4 protein-coding genes are annotated in these 5,454 nt (G+C 40.5%); 1 reads left to right on the plus strand and 3 read right to left on the minus strand.

The window, feature by feature from the left end; all coding sequences use genetic code 11:
- Window positions 1-910: 910 nt before the first annotated feature.
- From ABZA00_RS16130 to ABZA00_RS16140, 3 genes are all read right to left on the minus strand, one after another.
- Window positions 911-1,252, minus strand: coding sequence for a hypothetical protein (locus ABZA00_RS16130; protein WP_372883174.1), 342 nt, complete (start codon window positions 1,250-1,252; stop codon window positions 911-913).
- Between the two features lie 585 nt (window positions 1,253-1,837).
- A complete protein-coding gene (gene msrB / locus ABZA00_RS16135) occupies window positions 1,838-2,881 on the minus strand; it encodes a peptide-methionine (R)-S-oxide reductase MsrB (protein WP_372883177.1) in 1,044 nt (347 codons plus the stop codon).
- A gap of 566 nt (window positions 2,882-3,447) precedes the next feature.
- Window positions 3,448-3,690 (minus strand): hypothetical protein, encoded by a 243-nt coding sequence (locus ABZA00_RS16140; RefSeq protein WP_372883175.1) that lies wholly within the window; start codon window positions 3,688-3,690, stop codon window positions 3,448-3,450.
- A gap of 419 nt (window positions 3,691-4,109) precedes the next feature.
- Here ABZA00_RS16140 and ABZA00_RS16145 point away from each other — a divergent pair, with 419 nt between their 5' ends.
- Entirely contained in the window at window positions 4,110-4,769 is a 660-nt protein-coding gene (locus ABZA00_RS16145; protein WP_372883176.1) for a hypothetical protein, read from the plus strand.
- Window positions 4,770-5,454 lie beyond the last annotated feature (685 nt).

Below are 5,454 nucleotides of genomic sequence, written 5' to 3' on the forward strand. Positions count from 1 at the left end.
ATTCCTATATAAATTGTCAGGTAGTTAGTTTTCTGTCTGGGGCCGCGGCCTTAGCCGCGCTATCACCAAGCTCGTCTAAAGCCCTGACTCTTATAGAAAAGTTCCATGATTGTGGAATTTGGATAGCAATCCAAATTGGCTACGTTTCCCCCATCCATTTTTCTTGTATTGAGCAAGTACTTTAGCAAGGAAAATCATGGAGCGAATTAAACGACAGTTTAGGTTCATGAGAAGGCTCGGACTAGATTTCCCTAATCTCTGCCAGTACAGGGATGGTGCGTTAAAAAGTGCTTGAGCAGTACAAGATAAAAAAATGGTTTGGGCAGCCTTTCTTTTGGGCGAGTTATGCGACAGCATAGCGTTACGAGCGGGCAAAGCTCTGCGTGCCCTGTTTTCTTTGCAGTGCAAAGAGCATGACTTGTCGAACTGCGAAACTGCGTTTCGGTTTCTTATAGTCTACACGCCGTCAAGGGCGGAATAGCAAATTTATTAAATTTTACCTTTATTTGCAGGATAAATCCTGCGCCCCGAAAGAATAAAGAACACCAGCAATGGTTACAGACTTGTGTATAAGAGTCAGGGCTAAAGCCGAGGCCCCGTGGAGGCGTTCTGTATAATAGACAGTACGGAATTGCATAAAGTACCTGATAACTTTTCACTAAGTACTTAACCTCAACTCTGGATAAGCAAATCGATACAGCACCGTTATTTTTGCGTATTTCTGCGTTAAATCATCTCCCAATAGCCAGCTATTGCTTCGATGATTTGCCTTGAACTGCACAAAACTAAAAGCACTGTATGATAGAATAATTCAATGTGTTGATATTAAAGGAAATTACGATTCCATTATCCAGAACTGAGGTTACTTAGCAAAAACCACGACAATTTTATCGACTCCGGGTGCTGCAACTTAGGTTTGTTTACTTACGTTTATTATGAAGTTCTCTTCCATGACTCTTATCATCAACTCTTCTGATATTTCGCTAATAGCGTATTCAGAAGATGAATAAATGTCACCGTCTTTATTACCCAATGCAATGCCCACAGTACCAGGTTTATCATCATGGATAAGAATAATTATCTTCTTGTCAAGAGTGATGCAATCGATGGTAATTGCATCCGCTTCGATACCTTGCTTGCGCAAGGCCTTATCAATTATTCCCATTATGGGATCGAGCTTTTCAAACTTGCTGTAGAACAAATCATTCGCCCTGGCGACTATCTCAGATAGATTTTTTAGTGTGTCTTTCATCTTCAACTTATATCAATTACAAATATTAAAACCTGATAACCTAGCTAATCGGTGCATCAGCAACTCCGACTAAATTAACTCGTTAATGCGCAGGATTTGTTCACAGTAAGTTCATTATACCAGTCTAAGTAAGTAAATGATCTAATATTGCGTCGCTAAAATTAATGACAGCAAGGCGTTTGATTGAGCAATAGCAGGCTATTGGGATTGAAAACAACGCAGTTATCGTTAATTTTAACCAGCAAGATGGATTAGATATTTACTTAACCTCAATTCTGGATAAGCAAATCGATACAGCACCGTTATTTTCGCGTATTTCTGCGTTAAATCACCTCCCAATAGCCAGCTATTGCTTCGATTATTTGCCTTGAACTCCACAAAACTAACAGCAGTGTATAATGCAAAACTTTAATCTTCTGATATTAAAGGGGATTACGATTCCATTATCCAGAATTGAGGTTACTTAGATTGGTATTATATCCATTTCTCCTATAGTGAATCAAAAACTAAAAAGTTTGCGTGTTCTTTCATTTGCCTCACTACAAGAAAAATGGAAGGAGGGTAAGCATTATTCACAACCCCTTTTTAGTTTTTAGCAAATAATTTGCTATACATGCCATACCCTTGTTCCTCCAGGTCTTCTGCAGGAATAAACTTTAACGCAGCCGAGTTCATACAATAACGCAGCCCGGTCGGTGCTGGGCCGTCATTAAACACATGGCCAAGGTGCGAGCCAGCATGTTTGCTTAGTACTTCCGTTCTTACTGAAAACCAGCTCCTATCTTCTTTTTCAACAATGTTTGCAGGCTCGAGTGGTTTAGTAAAACTTGGCCATCCGGTATTGGATTTGTACTTATCAAGCGAGCTGAAAAGCGGTTCACCCGAGACAATATCGACATAGATCCCCGCTTGCTTGTTATCCCAGTATTCATTATTAAAGGGACGCTCAGTACCCGCTTCCTGAGTTACTTTATATTGCAAAGGCGTTAATTTTTCTTTTAATTGTGCTTTGCTGGGGATGGTGTATTTCGCACTTTTATCGGTCATCTTTTTATGGCTAAGAGGCTCACCCCAAATTTCTTTTAAGCGTTTATCACGGCCACAATTCCAACGGTAAGCTTTATAACGTAATGGATTGTTTTTATAAAAATCCTGATGGTAACTTTCATTACCTTTGATAGGATAAAAAGTACCGGCATTTAAAATAGGTGTGACCACGTTTTTATCAGGAAATTTATCTTTAACGAGCTGCTTCGATTGTTCCGCCAGGTTTCGTTCCTGCTCATTAGCGACGAAAATAGCACTTAAATAACTTTCACCTTTATCGCAGAATTGCCCTCTACCATCAAAGGGATCAATATTTACCCAGTAATGATCTAATAAGTCCTGGTAACTGACTTTTTCCGGATCATAAGTAATCTGCACCGCTTCGTAGTGGCCGTCATGGTTTCCCTGATAGGTAGGATTTTCGACTGTACCGCCGGTAAAGCCGGAGATAACGTCCGTTACCCCCGGTAGTTTTTCAAAATCCGCTTCCATGCACCAGAAACAGCCGCCCGCTAACACAGCTTTATCCGCATTTGCTAATGATGCGTAACAAAGTATCGATGTTGACAGAACTAAACCCATTATATTTTTCATAATATCTCGCTTTGCTGTGTTGGTTTAACCAAGCGACTGCTGAATTTGCTGATATCTGCCAGAAATCCATTGATGGGATAAATACTGATCAGTTCTTCCACAAAATCGCCTCTTATCTACAAGACCGGCTATTGGTAAGAATTATTTCATTCTTGGAAAATATCAATGACTAAGCATGAAAGAAAGGAATACCAAACCTTTTTCCCAATAAAAAGATAAGGGGGGGGCTATATATCAAAGTGTTTTATTGAGCGGAACTGCTTCTGATACCATCCAGTTAAAGGACGACTGGTAATAGGGTTGCGTGCCTCATCTGTATTGATCCCGGATTGGAACCAAGTCCAGGTATCACGCAGTTATATACCCATGATACTTCAAGATGCAAAGTCAGCAAGGCAAATTGTGCCGAGATGCCAGACATAAAATTGAAGTATAGTTATTCTACATAGAAATTTTATAACAAAGCAGATTGATGCAATTTACTTTGCCCTACGGGGCGCTAGCTCGAAAACCAGTGCTGCGTAGCACCAATCGAAAAGGGAATAACCATTACCTCATGTTGCGTCTTGCTCTGGTCTCCGAGCTCGTGCCTGACAAAGCATTTTGAAGTAACATGGGTATATGTGGGGAAAAGTACTGGCTATTTCCCGTGTCATTGCAGCATTTTCAGCTAATGCAACTTCAAATTCCTGAACATTTTCAGCAATACCAGCGGTGCAGGCGGCACCACCAATGTCCGCAGTGCGTACACCATGTTTAATTAATTCAATCTCTTCTGCCGATTTGATCATTCTCATTTGCATCACCTCTGGATGAATATCATAAAATTGTACTTTTGGCTGCGCTAGTTTAAGCATTGCAAGCTGTTGAATTGAGAGATAATCGGTTGCAAAGTCAAGACGTTTTTTGTTGTCGATAAGTGATTGTACTGCTCTGTAATAGTCATCTTTTTTAAGTCTGTTTAGACTAGCTTATCGCCAAAACTACGGCGATAGCCTAACCCGCCTTAACTGCATCTCTGTAGGAGAAAAAGTGCTTTTTACTTTATTGCCATATCGTTTAAAACCATCCCTTACAGCAGGTTAAAAAACGCTCAGAAAAATGCGTGTTCGCAAAAGAATAGCAATCTCTTTGGAATTGAAACAACAGGTCCTAGTATTAATGTCAGTTAAGAACTACTGTTAAGGCATTATTCTGACTCCCAGGGAGAGAAACTGTGAATGAACAGGTAAAGAAATTAGTTCAACAAATCAGAGGGTTAGAAGATGAATTAAGCGTTATTCTGAAGAAGCAGGAAAAAGAGATTCGTTATCGTGTCAACGGTACCCGCATTGAATTTGAGAAGAAGTTCAAAGAAGCCCAGAAAAAGCTGAAGGTGGGGATTTTTCGCTGGTTAAGAACAAGCAAGCTGAATAACCTGTTATCGGCGCCTTTTATCTACGCTATGATAGTACCAATAGTTATTTTGGATATCTGCATTACCCTCTACCAATTTGTCTGTTTCCGGCTTTACCATATTCCCAGAGTATCAAGATCAGATTATATGATTTTTGACCGACACCACCTTGCTTACCTGAATGTAATTGAAAAAATTAATTGCAGCTATTGCGCTTACGGGGTAGGGCTTATCGCTTATTCACGTGAAATCATCGCACGTACAGAGCAATATTGGTGTCCTATCAAACATGCCAACAAACTGCTGCATCCGAATAAGCGGGATCTGTTTTTTATGCCTTATGGAAAAGGAGAGGGCCTGCATAGCAAGCAGGAGCTTTATCGCCGCGCACTGAGCGATGAGGAGATTCCGGTAACAGATATCGAGGAAAATGGTAAAGACTCTGAGCAATTCAAATCCACACCTTCAGACAAGCAGTAATTCAACTAATCAGGCCATCAGGCTGCCCCTGCGCTAACCCGCAAATTATTTAGCGCGGGGGAGCATTTTATAGGATCTAAAAACTATCACCCCTCCCTTGCATGTTCTGATTGTCAATTAAAACAGTTTGTTAGCGCTGTCTAGAGCACCATGTAGTTTAAAAAAACAGCACCAGCGAGAGCCCGAATGGTCGCAGGTAAGACAAATTTTTGAAGATCTAGTGGGCCTAAATCGAAAAAATTTAACGCAACATGCGACAATTTGGGCCTCGCCCTTCGGGAGCGCCTAAAAATCGCTCATTCTGCGTTGTGTCAGCTCGAAAGAGATCTCTATTCCTTCGCTAACACGCCTTGCCTGAGCGATTTTCAGTCAGCTCTGGCGTTCGTTTTTTAAACTATATGGTGCTCTAGCTGACAGGTTCCACAACCACACGTATATTTCCCTTCTTAAAGCTGCATAGATAACAGATTGATTTGGTTGTTTTATGCGGTAAGATAACTTTTCCGTGTTTTTTGTATAGGTATTGAGTGCAAGACCAAATCCGATAATTATCTATTCATTTATGCTTGTTAAAATGAATGCTAGCTAGACATAAAACTACGTTTTAGTCTTTGTTATTGATTTGATTCAGAACGTCCTGTTCTTCACCACTTTGTGGCCAGCTAAAGCTGTTCAAAATCGTTCC

Source organism: Psychromonas sp., assembly GCF_041586535.1.
In the GTDB taxonomy this organism is placed as follows: domain Bacteria; phylum Pseudomonadota; class Gammaproteobacteria; order Enterobacterales; family Psychromonadaceae; genus Psychromonas.